The sequence below is a fragment of the Pseudocitrobacter sp. 2023LY-00077 genome (assembly GCF_055796175.1).
On the sequence record NZ_JBSPEI010000002.1, the window covers coordinates 301,827 to 319,092 of the forward strand.

Below are 17,266 nucleotides of genomic sequence, written 5' to 3' on the forward strand. Positions count from 1 at the left end.
CATATCTAATGAGACCGCATTTCTCAGCAAATACAAATTTATTCGCAAAAAATCATATCATAATGATAATCACCCACTATTTTTGAGAAACACAGATCTGTTCGGTAACCCACCCAATGATATGTATCGCGGATTGATTTTAATTCTCACTTACCTGATGTGAGACAATTCACAAAGCGGCATAAACTTTAGAAGCACCTCACAAAAACTTATTTTTAAACTGCACTATCGCAAGAGTGGTGTGAATGTTGCTGTATCCCCCCTAAACCACCGGCGCTGTCCATGTCGGTTATTGATTGATACCTGAAACAAATTAAGGAGAGGGTCATGGGGGATATTATGCGTCCCGTTCCGTTTGAGGAACTTTTGACGCGCATATTTGAGGAATACCAGCAACAACGCTCTATCTTTGGCATTCCTGAACAGCAGTTTTATAAACCCGCCGAGGAAAAGTCAGTCAATGTGTTCGGTGAAAGCTGCGCCACGCCTGTTGGCCCCGCAGCGGGTCCACATACTCAACTCGCCCAGAACATTGTGACCTCATGGCTAACGGGCGGTCGTTTCATTGAACTCAAAACGGTACAAATTCTCGACCGCCTCGAGCTGGAAAAGCCCTGCATAGATGCTGAAGATGAGTGTTTTAACACCGAATGGTCCACCGAATTCACCCTGCTCAAAGCCTGGGATGAATACCTGAAAGCCTGGTTTATCCTTCACCTGCTGGAGAAAGTGTTGCTGCCTCCGGAAGAAGGTAAATCCTTCATCTTTAACATGAGTGTTGGCTATAACCTTGACGGTATTAAACAACCGCCAATGCAGCAGTTCATCGACAATATGATGAATGCTTCCGCGCACCCTAAATTTGCCTAGTATCGCGATACGCTGAGCAAATGGCTGCAGGATGACACTTTCCTCGCTCGCCATCATCTGTTGTCGCGCAGGGAAACACTTCGGGCGTTACCGGCACGTATTCCTGGCGCAATGGTTCATGGTGTAACGCTATCCACCATGCATGGATGCCCGCCGCATGAAATCGAAGCTATCTGTCGCTATATGCTGGAAGAGAAAGCGCTGAATACCTTTGTGAAACTCAACCCAACGCTACTGGGCTTTGCCCGTGTCCGCGAAATTCTCGACGGCTGCGGATTTAGCTATATTGGGCTGAAGGAAGCCTCTTTTGACCACGATCTTAAGCTCGATCAGGCGCTGGAAATGCTGCAGCGCTTAATGCAACTGGCAAAAGAAAAATCGCTGGGTTTTGGTGTAAAACTCACCAATACGCTCGGAACAATCAACAATAAGGGTGCGCTGCCCGGTGACGAGATGTACATGTCGGGTCGCGCATTATTCCCACTCTCCATCAATGTCGCTGCGGTGCTTTCTCGCGCCTTTGATGGTCAGCTGCCTATTTCATACTCCGGCGGCGCCAGCCAGATGAATATCCGCGATATTTTCGATACCGGTATTCGCCCTATTACAATGGCAACTGATTTACTCAAACCTGGCGGTTATTTACGGTTGAGTGCCTGCATGCGTGAACTCGAAAGCTCCAACGCCTGGGAAATGCAGCATGTTGATGTAGCAAAATTAAACCGGCTTGCCGAAGATGCAGTCACCATGGAATACACGCAAAAACACTGGAAGCCGGAAGAGCGAATTAACGTCGCGGAAGGGCTCCCGCTAACAGACTGCTATGTTGCCCCCTGCGTCACGGCCTGCGCCATTAAGCAAGATATCCCTGAATATATTCGCCTTCTGGGCGAACAGCGTTACGCCGACGCGCTGGAGCTTATTTATCAGCGCAATGCCCTCCCCGCCATTACAGGTCACATCTGCGATCATCAGTGCCAGTACAACTGTACGCGTCTGGATTACGATAGCGCGCTCAACATTCGTGAACTGAAAAAAGTCGCACTGGAAAAAGGCTGGGACGAGTACAAACAGCGTTGGCACAAACCTGCAGGGTCCGGTTCCCGCCATCCTGTTGCGGTGATTGGCGCAGGTCCGGCTGGTCTGGCTGCGGGTTATTTCCTGGCACGCGCTGGGCATCCTGTCACGATTTTTGAACGAGAAGCAAACGCCGGTGGCGTGGTGAAAAACATCATTCCTCAGTTCCGTATTCCCGGCGAACTTATCGAACACGATATCGAGTTTGTGGCCAGCCACGGCGTGAAATTCGAATATGGATGTGATCCGCACTTAAATGTCGCTCACCTGCAAAAGCAGGGATATCACTACGTACTGATTGCCACCGGTACGGATAAAAACAGTGGTGTGAATTTGCATGGCGATAACCAGAACGTCTGGAAATCGCTGCCTTTCCTGCGTGAATACAACCAGGGCGCTCAACTCCAGTTGGGTAAACATGTCGCTATCGTAGGCGCAGGCAATACCGCGATGGACTGCGCGCGCGCAGCGCTTCGCGTACCTGGCGTCGAAAAAGCAACGGTGGTGTACCGCCGCTCCTTGCAGGAAATGCCAGCGTGGCGGGAAGAGTATGAAGAGGCGTTGCACGACGGCGTAGAATTCCGCTTCCTGGCTAACCCTGAACAATTCGATAAAGACGGAACATTAACTCTGCGAGTGATGGCGCTTGGCGAAGCCGATGCGAAAGGTCGTCGTCGCCCGGTGGAAACCAGCGAAACAGTTAAGCTGCATGTTGATAGCCTGATAACCGCTATTGGTGAACAGCAGGATACCGACGCGCTCAATGCAATGGGTGTCGCGCTGGATGAAAACGGTTGGCCTGATGTGAATGCCATCGGTGAAACCCGCACGGCGAATGTCTTTATGATTGGTGATGTCCAGCGCGGCCCATCATCGATCGTCTCCGCTATTGGCACGGCTCGCCGGGCTACTGATGCCATTCTGAAACGAGAAAATATCCATTCGCATCACCACGATAAGCACTGGAACAACGTCAATCCTGCCGACATTTATCAACGAAAAGGCAACATCGCTATCTCACTGGTCGATAAAGACGATCGCGACGCCTTTGTGACGCAGGAAGCCGCACGCTGCCTTGAATGTAATTATGTCTGTAGCAAATGCGTGGATGTCTGCCCTAACCGCGCCAATGTGTCGCTGCCTATCCCTGGTTTCCACGATCGTTTCCAGACGCTGCACCTGGATGCTTATTGTAACGAATGCGGTAACTGCGCCCAGTTCTGTCCGTGGCAGGGGAAACCGTATCAGGACAAAGTCACCCTGTTTAGCCTGCTTCAGGACTTTGAAAACAGTCACAATCCCGGCTTCCTGATAGAGGGAGAGAATGTGCGGGTTCGCCTTAATGACCAATGCTGGACGCTGACGATAAACAACTCGGGCCAATTTACCCACGTGCCGGCGGAACTGGATGACATGTGCCGCATCATCAGTCATGTCCACCAGCATCATCACTATCTGCTCGGACGGGTGGAGGTATAACCATGTTGATTCTGAAAAATGCCACTGTCGTACAGCTGTTCCCGGCAAAGGTACAGGAAAGTGTCGATATCGCGATTGATAACGATGTCATTATCGAGGTGGGTGATGCGTTAACACAACGCTACCCTCAGGCCCGCTGGAAAGAGATGCATGGGCGTGTTGTTATGCCGGGTATTGTCTGTGCTCACAACCATTTTTACTCAGGGCTGTCGCGCGGCATTATGGCAAACATTGCCCCCTGCCCTGATTTTATCTCTACGCTGAAAAATCTATGGTGGCGTCTGGATCGTGCGCTGGATGAAGAATCTCTCTACTACAGCGGGCTAATCTGCTCTATTGAAGCCATTAAAAATGGTTGTACGGCGGTGATTGACCATCACGCTTCACCAGCCTACATCGCCGGTTCGCTGAGCACGCTGCGTAGCGCATTTCTGAAAGTCGGGCTGCGCGGTATGACGTGTTTTGAAACCACCGATCGTAACGGCGGTCTCAAAGAGCTTCAGGACGGCGTGGAAGAGAACATTCGCTTTGCGCGCCAGATCGATAGCGCACGTAAAAATGGCTCTGAGCCCTATTTGGTCGAAGCGCATATTGGCGCCCATGCCCCCTTTACCGTACCAGATGCGGGCCTGGAAATGCTGCGAGAAGCAGTAAAAACCACTGGCCGGGGTGTACACATTCATGCGGCAGAAGATCGTTATGATGTCTCTCACAGCCATCATCTCTATGGTAAAGACTTACTGGCAAGGCTCGCGGAATATGACCTTATCGGTCATAAAACGCTGATTGCCCACGGCCTTTACTTATCGCCCGACGATATTGTTTTACTCAATCAACAAGATGCGTTCCTGGTGCATAACGCCCGCTCTAACATGAACAACCATGTTGGTTACAACCCTTACCTGAGCAACATTCGCAACCTGGCGCTGGGTACCGATGGCATTGGTTCTGACATGTTCGAGGAGCTGAAATTCGCCTTCTTTAAACATCGTGATGCCGGTGGCCCGCTGTGGCCAGACAGCTTCGCGAAAGCGCTGGCTAACGGTAATGAACTGCTCAATCGCAACTTTGGCGCGCGCTTCGGCCAAATTGAAGCGGGTTACAAGGCCGATCTGACTATCTGTGACTACAACCCTCCGACGCCGTTGCTGGCCGAAAATATCGCCGGGCACATTGCCTTTGGGCTCGGGTCGAACAGCGTACACAGCGTGATCGTCAACGGCATCATGATCTACGAAGATCGTCAGTTTACCTTCGATTGCGACGCTATCTACAGCGAAGCAAGGAAAGCGGCGGCCAACATGTGGCGACGGATGGATTCACTGGCATAACTCAAACCCTCTCCCAACGCGGAGAGGGAATCACGAGGCAGAATTATGATCGAGCAATTTTTCAAGCCAGATTCGGTGGAACAAGCACTGGAGCTAAAACGTCGCTATCACAATGACGCCGTTTGGTTTTCTGGCGGTAGCAAGCTTAATGCCACACCGACTCATACTGATAAACGTATTGCTATTTCGCTTCAGGATCTGGAGCTGGAATGGACTGACTGGGATAATGGCGCTCTGCGTATTGGCGCAACAACCCGCCTACAGCTCTTACGCGATACCCCATACCTTCCGGCTGCGCTGCATGAAGCGCTGGGTTTCATCTATTCACGTCATCTGCGTAACCAGGCCACCCTCGGCGGCGAAATTGCCGCCCAACAGGAAGAGTCCGTGCTACTGCCTGTTCTGTTAGCACTTGATTCCGTGTTGGTTTTTGGTGACGGCAGTACGCTTCCTCTGGAGGAGTACCTGGCCTGCCCAGACGATCGCCTGATCACCGAGATCGTCATTAAAGATCCCTATCGCGCCTGCGCGACCAGAAAAATCAGCCGCTCTGTCGCCGGGTTAACCGTCATGACGGCCGCGGTCGCACTTACCGATAAGCAAGGCATGCGCATAGCGCTGGATGGCGTTACCCCCCGCGCGATGCGTTTGCACGATGTCGAAACGCAGGGGCTGGAGGGTGAAGCATTAGAAAATGCGGTCGCTGCGTCCATCTTCCCGCAAGAAGATCTTCGCGGAAGCATCGCGTACAAGCGCTACATCGCAGGTATTGTGGTCGCGGACCTCTACGCTGACTGCCAGCAGAGAGGAGAGGACATTTTATGATTATTCATTTTTCACTTAATAACGTTGCACGCGAATTAAAGGTTAATCCCGGCGAAAACGTGCAAAAAATGTTATTTAACCTGGGCATGCATTCCGTTCGCAACAGTGATGATGGCTTTGGTTTTGCCGGGTCCGATGCGATTATTTTCAATGGCCGCATCGTAAACGCCTCGCTACTGATTGCCGCCCAGCTGGCTAACGCAGAAGTACAAACAGCGGAATCGCTGGGTAAATGGAATGAATTAAGCCTTGTCCAGCAGGCGATGGTCGATATCGGTGTTGTACAATCAGGTTATAACGATCCTGCTGCCGCACTGATCATTACCGATCTCCTTGATCGCACCCCTGAGCCAACACGTGAAGAAATAGACGACGCGCTTTCCGGTTTGTTCAGCCGTGACGCGGGCTGGCAGCAATATTACCAGGTGGTTGAATTGGCCGCCGCACGTAAAACCAATCCCCACGCGACACTGGATGTTGCCCCGACATTTCGTGATGACCTGGCCGTGGTGGGTAAACTTCATCCCAAAACAGATGCGGCAAAAATGGTTCAGGCGAAACCCTGTTACGTGGAAGATCGCGTGACGCCTGACGCCTGCATAATCAAGATGCTGCGTAGCCCGCATGCTCACGCATTGATTACTCACCTTGATGTCAGTAAAGCAGAAGCCTTACCGGGCGTGGTGCACGTCATTACCCACCGCAACTGCCCCGATATTTACTACACACCGGGCGGTCAAAGCGCACCAGAACCGTCTCCTCTCGATCGTCGCATGTTTGGTAAAAAGCTGCGCCACGTGGGCGATCGTGTCGCGGCCGTAGTGGCGGAGTCTGAAGAGATAGCTCTGGCGGCGCTGAAGCTCATTGACGTGGAATATCAGGTGCTCAAGCCCGTCCTGTCCATTGACGAAGCGATGGCAGAGGATGCGCCAGTCGTTCACGATGAGCCCGTGGTATATGCCGCAGGCGCACCGGACACTCTTGAAGAGGATAATCAGCACGCCGCCCAACGCGGCGAACATATGATTATCAATTTCCCGATTGGCGCACGGCCTCGCAAAAACATTGCAGCAGGATTACATGGTCATATCGGCGATATGGAGAAAGGCTTTGCCGATGCGGATGTGGTCATCGAACGCACTTATTCATCCACGCAGGCCCAGCAGTGTCCTGCAGAACCGCACCTTTGCTTTACCCGCATGGATGGCGACCGACTGATTATTCACGCCTCCACCCAGGTTCCCTGGCATGTCCGTCGCCAGGTTGCTCGTCTCGTCGGCATGAAACAACACAAAGTTCACGTCATTAAAGAGCGCGTGGGTGGCGGTTTTGGTTCCAAACAAGACATCTTGCTGGAAGAAGTATGTGCATGGGCAACCTGCGTGACCGGACGACCGGTGTATTTCCGCTATACCCGTGAAGAAGAGTTTATCGCTAACACGTCCCGCCACGTCGCTGACGTCACCGTAACGCTTGGGGCGAAGAAAGATGGTCGCCTGACCGCCATCAAAATGGACTTCCGCGCGAATACCGGCCCTTATGGTAACCATGCGCTGACCGTTCCTTCCAACGGGCCAGCACTGTCGCTGCCGCTTTATCCTTGCGATAACGTCGACTTCCGGGTCACCACTTACTACAGTAATATTTGCCCTACTGGCGCTTACCAGGGCTACGGCGCCCCTAAAGGTAACTTTGCCATCACTATGGCGCTGGCGGAGCTGGCCGAGCAGCTTCAGATTGATCAACTCGACATCATTGAACGCAACCGCGTCCACGAAGGTCAGGAACTGAAGATTCTGGGCTCAATCGGTGAAGGGAAAGCACCAACGTCCGTGCCGACAGCAGCCAGCTGCGCACTTGAGGAGATCCTGCGCCAGGGGCGCGAAATGATTCAGTGGTCGTCTCCTAAGGGCGCAATCGGCGACTGGCGGATCGGCCGTGGTGTGGCCATCATCATGCAGAAGTCTGGTATTCCGGATATCGACCAGGCCAACTGCCTGATCAAACTGGAATCAGACGGTACCGTTATTGTTCAGTCTGGCGGCGCGGATATTGGCACCGGGCTGGATACGGTGGTGACTAAACTGGTGGCTGAAGTCCTGCACTGCCCAACATCTGACGTTCAGGTCATTTCGGGAAATACGGATAGTGCATTATTCGATAAAGGCGCATATGCCTCTTCGGGTACCTGTTTCTCGGGTAATGCGGCGCGCATGGCAGCGGAAAATCTGCGTGAGAAAATTCTCTTTCATGGCGCGCAAATGCTAAATGAGCCGCTGGCTGATGTCATCATTGCCGCACCGGGTGTTGTGCGGGGCAAACGCGGTGAAGTCAGTTACGGTGATATTGCTCATCTGGGGGAAACAGGAACGGGTTTTGGCGCGCTCTCTGCGACCGCGTGCTACATCACGCCTGATTTTGCTTTCCCGTATGGTGCAAACTTTGCGGAAGTTGCGGTCAATGTGCGTAGCGGCGAAATCCGACTCGACAAGTTTTATGCACTCCTGGACTGCGGTACGCCCGTCAACCCTGAGCTGGCGTTGGGGCAGATCTACGGTGCAACATTGCGCGCGATTGGCCATAGCCTGAGCGAAGAAATTATCTACGATCGTGAAGGTCACCCACTTACCCGTGATTTGCGCGCCTACGGTGCCCCTAAAATTGGCGATATCCCGCGTGATTTCCGCGCCGTGTTAGTCCCCAGCGATGATAAAGTCGGCCCCTTTGGCGCCAAATCTATCTCTGAAATTGGCGTTAACGGCGCGGCACCGGCTATTGCCACCGCGATTCATGATGCCTGTGGCATCTGGCTTCGAGAGTGGCACTTTACGCCGGAGAAAATACTGACTGCGTTAGGAAAAATATAATAATCCAGGCCGTTCCGACTGCTGCCGGGGCGGCCTGTTTCAACGATTCGATAACGATTAAATTGCTGTCTGTGAATAGAGCGAACACTGCTCTGGGCTTCCTGCATTCAAAATTCACAGAATTTATCCTGCTGAATCAGATGATCAAATTTACTTAGAAGGAGTGAAGGGATGTCTGATATAACCCGCGCAGGTTCCGATCTTATTTATGAACTGGAGGATCGCCCTCCCTTTCACCAGGCCATGGTGGGCGCAATTACCCACCTGCTGGCTATTTTTGTTCCTATGGTGACGCCAGCGCTCATTGTCGGCGCGACCTTACAGCTTTCCCCCGATACCACCGCATATCTGGTGTCTATGGCTATGATTGCATCGGGTATTGGAACCTGGCTGCAGGTCAACCGTTATGGCATTGTCGGCTCTGGCTTACTTTCAATACAGTCGGTTAATTTCTCATTTGTAACCGTAATGATAGCTCTGGGCAGCAGCCTTAAAAGCGACGGTTTTCATGAGGAATTAATTATTTCGTCGCTCCTCGGCGTCTCATTCGTCGGCGCCTTTTTAGTGGTAGGTTCTTCATTCATATTGCCTTACCTACGCCGGGTTATTAGCCCAACCGTCAGCGGTATCGTGGTGCTAATGATCGGACTCAGTTTGATCAAAGTCGGTATTATTGATTTCGGTGGCGGATTTGCAGCGAAGGCCAGCGGAACGTACGGAAACTACGAAAATCTTGGCGTAGGGCTGCTGGTGCTTCTGGTCGTTATCGGTTTTAACTGCTGTCGAAGCCCTCTGCTCAGGATGGGAGGAATCGCGATTGGTCTGATCATCGGCTACCTCGTATCCCTTTGTCTGGGCATGGTTGATTTCAGCGGTCTGCGCAATCTCCCCCTGGTGACGTTACCGGTTCCGTTCAAATACGGTTTCGAGTTCAGTTTTCATCATTTCCTCGTCGTCGGCACCATTTACCTGCTGAGCGTCCTTGAAGCCGTCGGCGACATTACCGCAACCGCCATGGTGTCGCGACGCCCCATTCAGGGCGATGAGTATTTATCGCGCCTGAGAGGCGGCGTGCTTGCGGACGGCCTCGTGTCAGTCATCGCCTGTGCGCTTGGCTCTCTGCCATTGACAACCTTCGCGCAAAATAATGGCGTGATTCAAATGACAGGTGTCGCCTCACGCTATATCGGACGCATTATCGCCATCATCCTGATTGTACTTGGCCTTTTCCCGATGATTGGCGGATTTTTCACAACAATTCCCTCTGCGGTGCTCGGTGGTGCGATGACGCTCATGTTCTCAATGATCGCCATCGCAGGCATCCGCATCATTATTTCTAACGGACTTCGACGTCGGGAAACCTTAATTGTCGCGACCTCGCTGGGCCTCGGATTAGGTGTCTCCTACGACCCTGAAATCTTTAAAATCCTTCCAGCCTCAATCTATGTACTGGTAGAGAACCCCATTTGTGCCGGTGGGTTAACCGCCATGGTACTGAATATCATTCTTCCCGGTGGCTATCGGCAAGAGGAAATCTTCCCCGCCGCTCGGGCAACAGAAGACACGGATTAATACCAGTAAAGGAGTTCATAATGATCGGGAAACACACGCTCAAAGCGGTGCGTGGCGGCTTTATCGATATTACCCGCACGATCGAGCATCCAGAGGAATTAGAATCGGCTCTGCGATTTGTCGAAGACGGATTGTTGCTGATTCAGGATGGTAAAGTGCTGTGGTTTGGCGAGTGGGAGGAAGGGAAACATAAAATTCCCGATTCCATTCGGGTGCGAGACTATCGAGGCAAGCTTATCGTTCCAGGATTTGTCGATACGCATATTCACTATCCGCAAAGTGAGATGGTTGGCGCCTACGGCGAACAGTTACTGGAATGGCTAAATAAACACACCTTTCCTGCCGAGCGGCGCTATCAGGACCTGGAGTATGCCCGCGAAATGTCTGCTTTTTTCATCAAGCAACTACTGCGAAATGGGACTACAACGGCTCTGGTGTTCGGTACTGTACACCCGCAATCGGTGGATGCATTGTTTGAAGCCGCAAGCCATATCAATATGCGGATGATTGCCGGAAAAGTCATGATGGACCGTAATGCGCCGGACTATCTTCTGGATGATGCTGAAAGCAGTTATCAGCAGAGCAAAGCGTTAATTGAGCGCTGGCACAAAAATGGTCGCCTGCTCTATGCCATTACCCCACGATTTGCACCGACCTCCTCACCACAACAATTGGCCATGGCGCAGCGTCTGCGGGAAGAGTATCCCGACACCTGGCTGCACACTCATCTCTGTGAAAATAAGGATGAGATAGCCTGGGTGAAAGCACTTTATCCCGATCATGATGGTTATCTGGATGTTTATCATCAGTTTGGGCTAACGGGCAAAAATTGCGTCTTTGCCCATTGTATCCACCTGGAGGAAAAAGAGTGGGATCGCCTTAAAGAGACCGATTCCAGTATCGCCTTTTGTCCTACTTCAAACCTCTATCTTGGCAGCGGCCTGTTTAACCTGCGTAAGGCCTGGCACAAAAAAGTCAAAGTCGGGATGGGCACCGACATTGGCGCAGGCACCACGTTTAACATGCTGCAAACCCTGAATGAGGCTTACAAAGTCTCGCAGCTACAGGGTTATCGACTCTCAGCCTATGAAGCCTTCTACCTTGCAACGCTTGGCGGCGCGCGAGCCCTCGGTTTGGATCACCTGATTGGTAATTTCACGCCGGGAAAAGAGGCCGATTTTGTTGTACTGGAGCCAACGGTGACGCCATTACAGCAACTGCGCTATGACAATTCCGCCTCACTGGTAGACAAATTATTCGTGATGATGACGCTCGGCGACGATCGTTCTATCTATCGCACTTATATCGATGGCCGTCTGGTTTACGAAAGAACCTGATTCCTGTTATCCCATAGAGGGCAGCATTATGTCTGGAGACACGTTACACACCCCCGATAAGTCCAGGCCTGACGGGGCGCTGGATGCTTATTTCCATATTTCCGCCCGTGGTAGCACCGTTCGCCAGGAAGTGCTGGCAGGCTTTACCACATTCCTCGCCATGGTCTATTCCGTTATTGTGGTACCCGGTATGTTAGGGAAAGCAGGTTTTCCCCCTGCGGCAGTATTTGTCGCCACCTGTCTGGTTGCGGGATTCGGCTCCCTGCTCATGGGTTTATGGGCCAACCTGCCGATGGCTATTGGCTGCGCTATCTCTCTGACTGCGTTCACGGCTTTCAGCCTGGTACTTGGACAGCATATCAGCGTACCGGTAGCCCTAGGCGCGGTATTCCTGATGGGGGTCATCTTTACCGCGATTTCAGTAACAGGTATCCGCACCTGGATCCTGCGCAATTTACCGATGGGCATCGCACATGGCACCGGGATTGGTATTGGCCTGTTTCTGCTGTTAATTGCGGCAAATGGCGTCGGTATGGTGATTAAAAATCCGCTAGAAGGATTACCCGTCGCACTTGGCGCCTTTACCTCATTTCCGGTCATGATGAGTTTACTGGGACTGGCGATCATTTTCGGTCTTGAGAAGTGCCGCATACCCGGCGGTATCCTCATCGTCATCATTCTTATTTCGGTTATCGGTCTGATATTCGATCCTGCCGTGAAATTCCACGGTCTGGTCGCTATGCCCAGCCTGAGTGGTGAAGATGGTAAATCACTGATTTTCAGCCTGGATATCATGGGGGCGCTCAAACCAACGGTATTACCAAGCGTCCTTGCCCTTGTCATGACCGCCGTATTTGACGCAACAGGAACCATTCGCGCGGTTGCCGGCCAGGCGAATCTGTTGGATAAAGACAATCAAATCATCAATGGTGGAAGGGCATTGACCAGCGACTCCGTTAGCTCAGTATTCTCCGGGCTGGTCGGCGCAGCGCCCGCTGCGGTTTATATCGAGTCAGCAGCGGGTACGGCCGCAGGTGGGAAAACGGGGCTAACGGCCACTGTCGTAGGCGCCCTTTTCTTGCTCATTCTGTTTTTATCGCCGCTCTCGTATTTGATACCCGGTTACGCCACCGCGCCCGCGCTGATGTATGTGGGTTTACTGATGCTGAGTAACGTGGCGAAACTGGACTTTGATGATTTCATCGATGCTATGTCCGGTCTGGTTTGCGCGGTCTTTATCGTACTGACCTGTAATATTGTCACGGGCATCATGCTGGGATTTGTCACACTTGTCGTCGGACGCGTATTTGCGCGGGAATGGCAGAAACTCAATATTGGGACGGTAATCATCACCCTCGCGCTGGTCGCATTTTATGCGGGCGGTTGGGCGATTTAGGTAGTACGCCGCGCCATCTGGCGCGGCGTCCCTTCAGCGTTGGCGTATGGCACTTTTCGCAATACGCCCACGACGGTAGCGTTGCAGTTCAGCATCGGTCATCAGTTGTAACGCCTGCGTTGGGCAAACGCTCACACAGGCCGGCCCTTCTTCCCGGTGTCCGCAGAGATCGCATTTTAAGACCGTCGAATCTTCCGCGTCAGGATAGCTCTCAACGGAAATCGCCCCGAATGGGCAGGCAATCACGCAACGCAGGCAGCCAATGCAGCGTGCATCGTCTGATTCGACTGCACGTTTCCCAATCGTCAGCGCCCCTACAGGGCAAACCTCTACGCAAGAAGCCCGCTCACACTGATGACACATAACCGGCACACTGATCTCTCCCCTGCGCTGAACCTTCAGCCGTGGCGAGAATGCCGTCAACTGTCGGGCATCTTCCGCAGAATGCGCCTGGACACAGGCAACTTCACAGGTACGGCAGGCAATACATCGCGCCTCATCCGCCACGATAAATGCCTTCATTTCAGCTCCTTCTGCTCAAACAGGGTGAGCATATCTCGTGCGGCCTGACGGCCTGCGACCATCGCCGTCACCACCAGGTGCGCGCCATGCACAGCATCACCGCCCGCAAACACCTTATCGATTTGTGTTTGTGTCGATAACCGGTCTTCGCCCCCCGTTTTAATCAAGCCTCGTTTATCAAGTTCAATCCCTGTTCCGCGAAGCCAGGGCATGTCATGCGCCTGAAAACCAAATGCGAGGATCAGCACATCCGCCGGCAGTTCAAACTCCGATCCGCTGACCGGGTGTGAACGGCGTCGACCATCCGGGCCCGCATCGCCCATTTCAGTGCGTATCAACCCAACCGCGGAGAGCTGTCCTTCTTCATTACAGGCAATATATTGCGGTTGCACATTAAACAGGAACTCAACGCCCTCTTCGCGCGCGTTAACCACTTCCTTATGTGAGCCAGGCATACTGGCTTCGTCACGCCGATAGGCGCAGATCACGCTGGTAGCGTTTAAACGTGCCGACGTGCGCAGGCAGTCCATTGTCGTGTCGCCCCCACCCAGAACAACGACACGCTTGTTGGTCAAATCCGTCAACGGATATTCGTCGCTCAAGGGTAACCCCATCTGCTGGCGCGTCTGAGCAATTAAAAACGGTAATGCCTGAATCACACCTGGCGCATCCTCATGAGGCAGCTTCGCCTGAATAAGACCGTACGTACCGACGCCAATAAAAACAGCATCGTACTGGTCCACTAAGCGGCTGAAAGGAATATCACGCCCCACATCGGCATTGAGATGAAAATCGATACCCATTGCGGTAAAGATATCCCGCCTCGTGGCAAGCACTTGTTTTTCCAGTTTAAAAGAGGGGATGCCAAACGTCAGCATGCCGCCAATCTCCGGGTGGCGATCGAAGACATCAACATGCACGCCTTCACGAGCCAGAACATCTGCACACCCCAGACCAGCCGGCCCGGCGCCAATTACCGCAACACGCTGCGGACGAGGCGTAACCTGACGGAGGTCGGGTCGCCAACCAGAAGCCAGCGCCGTATCCGTAATGTAGCGTTCGATGTTGCCAATCGAGACGGCGCCAGAGTGTCCTTTTAGGGTACACGCGCCTTCACAGAGTTTGTCCTGCGGGCAAACTCTGCCGCAAATTTCCGGTAATGAACTGGTTTGATGACACAGCTCAACGGCCTCAAGAACACGCCCCTCTTTAACCAGTCGAATATAATCCGGAATCGCGTTATGCAACGGACATGACCAGTTGCAGTTGGCTTTTTCAGCGCAATACAGGCAACGATCGCTTTCAAAGAATGCCTGCTCACTACTTAGCCCTTGATAAATTTCATCAAAATGTGTTTTTCGTTGTTCTGCAGGCGTTTTTTCCGCGCCTTTACGTGCGGGGGTTTTCAGAAATGCACTGCGACAAGAGGACACTTTTGCATGCGATGACATGCCAGAAACAACCTGATGGCGCCGCCTTTTTTGCAATTGTTCGATTCCATGGCCATCCATAAGACGGATCGCCTGCGTCGGACAGGCCTGCACGCACGCAGGCCCTCCGGCAACGCGTTGCTCACAGAGGTCACACTTCTGCGCACCGTTCTCTGCCATCTCGATAACGCCAAATGGGCAAGCGATTGCGCAGTTTTTACAGCCAATACAACGTCGCTCATCCAACTGCACGCCACCATATTGGTAGGTCAACGCATCGACCGGACAGGAAGCTACGCAAGGAGCATGAGTACAGTGATGGCAGACAACAACACTGGCTGATTTTCCTTTATTCACCACATGAAGCCGGGGAAGAAAATCACCACGGTCCTGGGGCCAGTTCTCCTGATTATGGGCGACAACACACGCAATTTCGCAGGCATGGCAGCCAATACATTCCGTTGCATCAGAAACGATAAACTTTTTCATGGGCTTCCCTTTTTACTCTGATTGGATTTGCTTCCGCTACACCGGTGATGCAATAAATGGGCATTTTTGCTTGTATTAAAAAATCGGATGCAATTTTTGAGACACTCATCAAATAAAATTACCCATCGACGCATTACATAACATCCTCGCGATTACGTCCGCCTTCATTTCCTTTATTAAAATTCACAAACAGAGTTTCTCACCAATTGCAAATAACCATTTCAGAATGATTGATTTTTTATCAAGATGAGAAAATCAAAATTGCTTCCAGATTAACCCTCACGGGATGTCGCCGAGAAAGAAGGTATTTATGTGAGCGTTCACGCATTTTAATCACATCGATTCCTGTCAGCAGAAAACTGGCACTCCACGAGCATGCTATTGCTGGATGTTATTCACTTTTAGCTTTTGGCGAGAGAAAGGAGAAACTCATGAGCGCCATCGACTCTCAACTTCCCCCTCCTTCGGGGCAAAGTCGCGCGACGGATGAAGTAGACCGCCTGTTATCACCAGGGAAACTTGTCATCCTCGGGCTACAGCATGTGTTAGTGATGTACGCTGGCGCCGTCGCCGTGCCGCTAATGATTGGCGACAGGCTTGGGCTGAGTAAAGAAGCCATTGCTATGCTCATCAGTTCCGATCTCTTTTGTTGTGGCGTCGTGACATTACTTCAGTGTGTGGGAATTGGGCGCTTTATGGGTATCCGTCTACCGGTAATTATGTCGGTGACATTTGCCGCCGTCACCCCAATGATTGCAATTGGCATCAACCCCGACATTGGCCTGTTAGGGATATTTGGCGCGACCATAGCCGCGGGTATTATTACGACATTACTCGCCCCTTTAATTGGGCGACTGATGCCGCTATTTCCTCCTCTGGTAACCGGCGTGGTCATCACGTCTATTGGATTAAGTATTATTCAGGTTGGTATAGACTGGGCCGCGGGCGGAAAAGGTAACCCCGAGTATGGCAATCCAATTTATTTAGCCATCTCTTTTGCCGTTCTCATATTTATATTACTCGTCACTCGCTATGCGAAAGGATTTATGTCAAATGTTGCCGTCTTATTGGGCATCATATTTGGGTTTATCCTCTCCTGGATGATTAACGAGGTTAATCTCTCTGGCCTGCATGATGCGGCCTGGTTTGCCATTGTAACGCCAATGGCTTTTGGCACGCCGGTTTTTGATCCCGTCTCTATCCTGACCATGACCGCCGTATTGATTATCGTATTTATCGAATCCATGGGGATGTTTCTGGCACTTGGGGAGATTGTCGGCCGAAAACTCTCTTCGCAGGATATCATCCGTGGCCTGCGCGTTGATGGCGTTGGGACGATGATCGGCGGTCTGTTCAACAGTTTTCCTCACACCTCATTTTCTCAGAATGTCGGTCTGGTCAGCGTAACGCGCGTTCATAGTCGATGGGTGTGCATAGCCTCCGGCGTTATTCTCATTTTGTTTGGCATGGTGCCCAAAATGGCGGTTCTTGTGGCCTCTATTCCACAGTTCGTCCTTGGTGGGGCGGGTTTGGTCATGTTTGGCATGGTGCTGGCAACGGGTATCCGTATTTTATCTCGCGGTAACTACACGACAAACCGTTACAATCTTTATATTGTCGCCATTAGCCTCGGCGTAGGCATGACGCCAACGCTTTCGCATGATTTCTTTTCCAAACTGCCCGGCGTTCTCCAGCCATTACTTCACAGCGGGATTATGCTTGCCACCGTCAGCGCTGTGGTGCTGAATCTGTTTTTTAACGGTTATCAGCATCATACCGAGATGGCGCAGGATGAACGCGTCGCCAGCGGGATGAAAGTGCGGACAGTTCGCATGTGGTTGCTTTTGCGTAAGCTAAAAAAGGAGCAACGAGATGAGTAGAAAGAATCTCATCATTCGGGGGGTAGTTAGCCTGATTCTGCTGTTGCTGATGGCCATTCCGGCCGTATCGGATGTTATCGCGCAGGGCATTGAAAGCCGATTTCAGTTTGCGTTACTGCTCTTCTGATTCTTCAACACCCGCCTAAATGTGCGGGTGTTGAAATTTTTACCAGTAAAACGGGTGCAGGTTA

Annotated in this window: 10 protein-coding genes and 1 pseudogene; 9 read left to right on the forward strand and 2 right to left on the reverse strand. The window is 52.0% G+C overall.

The genetic code is table 11. The features are described from left to right. Window positions 1-327 precede the first annotated feature (327 nt). The 7 genes and pseudogenes from ygfK to ACWWFX_RS03885 all read left to right on the forward strand — a co-directional run bounded on the left by ygfK (window position 328) and on the right by ACWWFX_RS03885 (window position 12,754). A pseudogene (ygfK, locus tag ACWWFX_RS03855) lies at window positions 328-3,426 on the forward strand (putative selenate reductase subunit YgfK). A gap of 2 nt (window positions 3,427-3,428) precedes the next feature. Beyond that, window positions 3,429-4,757, forward strand: a complete 1,329-nt coding sequence (gene ssnA / locus ACWWFX_RS03860; RefSeq protein ID WP_473223255.1) for a putative aminohydrolase SsnA — start codon at window positions 3,429-3,431, stop codon at window positions 4,755-4,757. A 45-nt stretch (window positions 4,758-4,802) separates the two neighbouring features. Then, window positions 4,803-5,582, forward strand: a complete 780-nt coding sequence (ygfM, locus tag ACWWFX_RS03865) for a molybdopterin-dependent oxidoreductase FAD-binding subunit (protein ID WP_456146382.1) — start codon at window positions 4,803-4,805, stop codon at window positions 5,580-5,582. Further along, window positions 5,579-8,449 (forward strand): molybdopterin-dependent oxidoreductase Mo/Fe-S-binding subunit, encoded by a 2,871-nt coding sequence (locus ACWWFX_RS03870; protein ID WP_473223256.1) that lies wholly within the window; start codon window positions 5,579-5,581, stop codon window positions 8,447-8,449. Before ygfM ends, ACWWFX_RS03870 begins: the two co-directional genes overlap by 4 nt. Before the next feature lie 171 nt (window positions 8,450-8,620). Next, the gene (locus tag ACWWFX_RS03875) at window positions 8,621-10,021 is read left to right on the forward strand and encodes a nucleobase:cation symporter-2 family protein (protein ID WP_456146384.1); all 1,401 of its coding nucleotides are present in this window, start codon (window positions 8,621-8,623) and stop codon (window positions 10,019-10,021) included. Window positions 10,022-10,041: 20 nt separating this feature from the next. After that, the gene (gene guaD, locus ACWWFX_RS03880) at window positions 10,042-11,358 is read left to right on the forward strand and encodes a guanine deaminase (protein WP_456146385.1); all 1,317 of its coding nucleotides are present in this window, start codon (window positions 10,042-10,044) and stop codon (window positions 11,356-11,358) included. 28 nt (window positions 11,359-11,386) lie between these two features. Beyond that, window positions 11,387-12,754, forward strand: a complete 1,368-nt coding sequence (locus ACWWFX_RS03885) for an NCS2 family permease (RefSeq protein ID WP_456146386.1) — start codon at window positions 11,387-11,389, stop codon at window positions 12,752-12,754. Between the two features lie 33 nt (window positions 12,755-12,787). Here ACWWFX_RS03885 and ACWWFX_RS03890 read toward each other — a convergent pair whose 3' ends face one another. Together ACWWFX_RS03890 and ygfT are read right to left on the reverse strand one after the other, a co-directional pair. Beyond that, complete coding sequence (locus tag ACWWFX_RS03890) at window positions 12,788-13,276, reverse strand: 4Fe-4S dicluster domain-containing protein (protein ID WP_473223257.1); 489 nt, start codon at window positions 13,274-13,276, stop codon at window positions 12,788-12,790. Beyond that, window positions 13,273-15,195: a formate-dependent uric acid utilization protein YgfT gene (ygfT, locus tag ACWWFX_RS03895; RefSeq protein WP_473223258.1), complete on the reverse strand. Its 1,923-nt coding sequence runs from the start codon at window positions 15,193-15,195 to the stop codon at window positions 13,273-13,275. Before ygfT ends, ACWWFX_RS03890 begins: the two co-directional genes overlap by 4 nt. A 431-nt stretch (window positions 15,196-15,626) precedes the next feature. On the opposite strand from ygfT, the gene ACWWFX_RS03900 reads away from it, so the two are divergent. Both ACWWFX_RS03900 and ACWWFX_RS03905 read left to right on the forward strand, forming a co-directional pair. Then, the gene (locus ACWWFX_RS03900; RefSeq protein ID WP_473223259.1) at window positions 15,627-17,075 is read left to right on the forward strand and encodes a nucleobase:cation symporter-2 family protein; all 1,449 of its coding nucleotides are present in this window, start codon (window positions 15,627-15,629) and stop codon (window positions 17,073-17,075) included. Further along, window positions 17,068-17,202, forward strand: coding sequence for a hypothetical protein (locus tag ACWWFX_RS03905; protein ID WP_456146390.1), 135 nt, complete (start codon window positions 17,068-17,070; stop codon window positions 17,200-17,202). The genes ACWWFX_RS03900 and ACWWFX_RS03905 overlap by 8 nt, the downstream gene beginning before the upstream one ends. The last annotated feature ends 64 nt before the right edge of the window (window positions 17,203-17,266 follow it).